General features: G+C 61.3%; 4 protein-coding genes and 2 pseudogenes. 4 read left to right on the top strand and 2 right to left on the bottom strand.

What is annotated here, in order from left to right:
* The coding region (locus tag P3W97_RS00505; RefSeq protein WP_300843023.1) for a hypothetical protein at positions 1-791 on the top strand (791 nt) is incomplete at its 5' end.
* On the opposite strand, the gene P3W97_RS00500 is transcribed toward P3W97_RS00505, so the two are convergent.
* Complete coding sequence (locus P3W97_RS00500) at positions 754-975, bottom strand: hypothetical protein (RefSeq protein ID WP_300843022.1); 222 nt, start codon at positions 973-975, stop codon at positions 754-756. The genes P3W97_RS00505 and P3W97_RS00500 overlap by 38 nt on opposite strands.
* A gap of 275 nt (positions 976-1,250) precedes the next feature.
* Between P3W97_RS00500 and P3W97_RS00495 the strand changes: the two genes are divergently transcribed.
* Together P3W97_RS00495 and P3W97_RS00490 are read left to right on the top strand one after the other, a co-directional pair.
* Positions 1,251-1,451, top strand: coding sequence for a phage virion morphogenesis protein (locus P3W97_RS00495; RefSeq protein ID WP_300843021.1), 201 nt, complete (start codon positions 1,251-1,253; stop codon positions 1,449-1,451).
* A 35-nt stretch (positions 1,452-1,486) separates the two neighbouring features.
* Complete coding sequence (locus P3W97_RS00490; protein WP_300843020.1) at positions 1,487-1,657, top strand: GpE family phage tail protein; 171 nt, start codon at positions 1,487-1,489, stop codon at positions 1,655-1,657.
* Positions 1,658-1,910: 253 nt separating this feature from the next.
* On the opposite strand, the pseudogene P3W97_RS00485 reads toward P3W97_RS00490, so the two are convergent.
* Positions 1,911-2,244, bottom strand: a pseudogene (locus tag P3W97_RS00485) (IS5/IS1182 family transposase); the annotation flags it as partial.
* Positions 2,245-2,405: 161 nt separating this feature from the next.
* On the opposite strand from P3W97_RS00485, the pseudogene P3W97_RS00480 reads away from it, so the two are divergent.
* A pseudogene (locus P3W97_RS00480) lies at positions 2,406-3,076 on the top strand (hypothetical protein); the annotation flags it as partial.

Here is a 3,076-nt window from a genome sequence, read left to right as displayed (position 1 = left end):
CGCGAGGATCGACCATCGACAGACCGCGCGCTCCCATACCACCTTCAGGCTTCCCCGCGTACGCGGGGATCGACCCCCATGGGGCCGGTTCGATTCCGGTCATCCCCGGGCTTCCCCGCGTACGCGGGGATCGACCTCGCGCGTGGTACATCAAACCGACCAGACCACAGGCTTCCCCGCGTACGCGGGGATCGACCTTTGAGGCGCATTTCCGATCCCTTGGACTGGAGGGCTTCCCCGCGTACGAGGGGATCGATCTGTATGCGGTGCGCTTCGACGGCATCGAATGGCTGGGGCCGGATCACGAGACCATCGCACGCCAGATCGAGGTCATCTCCAGAACCAAGATGATCGATTTCGGCCTGCGTCGCCATGCGCAGCGGGTGGCCATCACGACACAAAGCAATAAATACGACGATTACTGGCGGAGCGTGAACAAGAACTTCACACGCTCCGCCGCCTCAGCAGCAGAGAAACAGGTCGTCATCTACAACAGCGGACCATTGTCAATGGACATACTTGCCCATAAATATGGGCACCTGCTTGCCGAATCCATAACTGGATCGGCGCAATACGTACCGACCGATTTGGAGGCGGCATCCAAATTTGACGGGTTTGTCAGCCAGTATGCGATGGATATGTTCAATACTACAGGCTACTCCGAGAACTTCGCGGAAGCCTGTGCGGCGTGGCAATACAGAAGCAATTGGCTCAAGCGCAACTACCCGAATATCTTTCGGGTAACCGATTCGATCATCCGCCGGGCGCGAGGTGCCCGTGGGTCGTCATGATGATCCCGCCTGTTGCGTCGATCTCGTGGATTTCGCACATCGTCGCTTCATCGGGCCGCGCCGGCCGACGCAAACCGTTCTCGTCGATGCGGTAGTAGTGCCATACCGACTTGACGCCGCCTGCGGGCGTCGGGCCGCTGAATACTTCCCAAGACTCGCCTGACTCGATGGGTTTTTTAGACATGGCTTGTTCGAAGGAGACCTGTGATGCCGGGCGGGAATCGTACCCGCGTACACCTACCCACTGGATGGACGGCCCCTTGCCATTCGGGGCATGGCACCAAGGTCGGTTGTCAATATACCATCCCCCGCCCGCGCCCCAGCGGCGGACGCAAAAAAGCCACCTCGCGCTTTCGCTCGTGGCGGCCCATCGTCCGCCTTTATTCCTGGCTGTTAAACCCGATCCGCGACGGCCATAGAGGATATACCCGGTATAGTCTTTTTACGCGAGGAGGCAGGATGATCGACATCCAGCTCGACGACCGCGATCTGCGCGAGGCGCTGGACCGCCTGCAGCGGCGGCTGTCTGACCTCTCGCCCGTCATGCGCGACATCGGCGAGCTGCTGGTCGAGCGCAGTAAGCCGCGTTTCGCCACCTCCACGGACCCAGACGGGGCTACCCCGCGTACGCGGGGATCGACCCAGGCCAGAAGACATTGAGGAGCTCGCCCGGGCCGACTATAAGGCACTGGCCGATGCCTTGCGCGCCATGCTGGATTGACAGCGAGACGCTGTGGGCCGCTGCGACGCTGCTGGCGCGGTGGTTCCGGTTCCAGCTCTCGGAGATCGAGGTGCTCGAGGTCGAGGAGTTACTGGCGTGGGTGCGCCAGGCGCGCGACCAGATCGGCGAGGAGCGCGGCGGTTAACGGCATAGCGTAAAACGCTGCGATGCCTGCGATGGGCAGGAGATACCAGGGTAGCCACACCGCCAGGCCGACCGACAAGGCAGCAACGATGCAGACACTGGCAGCTGGGATGATGAGGTCTGACACGGCGGCAGTATGGCACAAGAGTTCTTTTAGCAATCCGTTGAAAAAGCACGCATCGGGCGGGCTTGGGGCGCTGATTTCGAAGAAACGGGTTGCCCTGACGTGCCTGCGAAGCGCTCGGAGCGGCTGCTCACGCATGATGCGCGTGCCACCAGATGCCGATGCTGCCCATGCGCACCCGGTCGTAGGTGGCAAAGCACAGCAGCGCCTGGCCCGCGAGCTTGGCCTGGCCGATCAGTTGGGGCATAGCCTTAACCGCCCACGGTCTTGATCCAGCCAAAGGCCCCTGCGATGTGCTTGATGCGCTTGCGCACTTTGAGGCTGGTTTTGTCGCCCGCGTGGCGCTTGATGCGGCCATCCACCGCCGAGTGCTTGTCCTTGGCTGCTACGTGCGGCGTGACCTTGAGCGCTCTGCAGCCCTCGATGAAGACCTTGCTGTCGTCGCCCTTGTCGGCCCCGATTCGGGCCCACAAACCAGCGCTAGAGCAGGTTTTACTTGAGGCATCGGGCCTGCGGATGGCGGCGCCGCGAACGACGGCGTCACAAAAAATTCACCGAATCATCGCCACCGTTTCACAGCAAGTTTGCATGATCACGTCGCTCTGTTCAAGCCCTGGAGGGAATCATGTCCAAAATCTTATCGACTACTTTTCAACTGAGCGCCGTCTGTGCGGCTGCCTTGGTCACCCTGTCGGCCTGTGGCGGCGGTGACGATTTGGAACTCGTCTCGGTGGAATTCACCCCCACGCCAGCGCCCAAGGCCAGCGAGCCGGATCTCATGGCCAAAACCTTCACCACGTCCAAGGCGATCCTGACCTATTCCGATGGCCGCAAAGAGGAGTATCCGCTCGCCTACAACACCTTGTACAGCGTGGGCGACGAGATCAATGAGAACAAGGGCGTCAAAGTGCCGGCCGGCCAGCTGTTCGATGCACAGATGAACCCGCTCAACGATCCGTACGGTAAGCCGCTGGTCGCCGAGACGCCCGATGCCAACAGTCTGCTGAAGATCGGCAACAAGCTGTTCTTGGTCACGCACTACGAGTACGACTGGCTGCTGTCGGACAAGTCGGCTGCGTGGACGACGCCGGGCTGGTACAGCCGCGCGCCCATGAGCATGAACCTCACCGAGCTCAAGCAGGACGCCAACGGCAAGCTCTCGGTCGTCAAGCAAAAACCCATCGACTTCTCTGCCGTCGATGGCCTGTGGATCGCCTGCGCCGGCGCGCAGACGCCGTGGAACACCCACCTGGGCTCGGAAGAAGACTACGACATGATCTACAACCCGCTGGACAA

Source organism: Tepidimonas sp. (genome assembly GCF_029335975.1).
GTDB lineage: Bacteria > Pseudomonadota > Gammaproteobacteria > Burkholderiales > Burkholderiaceae_C > Tepidimonas.
The sequence above is the reverse complement of the archived record's forward strand: the minus strand, read 5'-3'. Positions and strand labels throughout refer to the sequence as shown.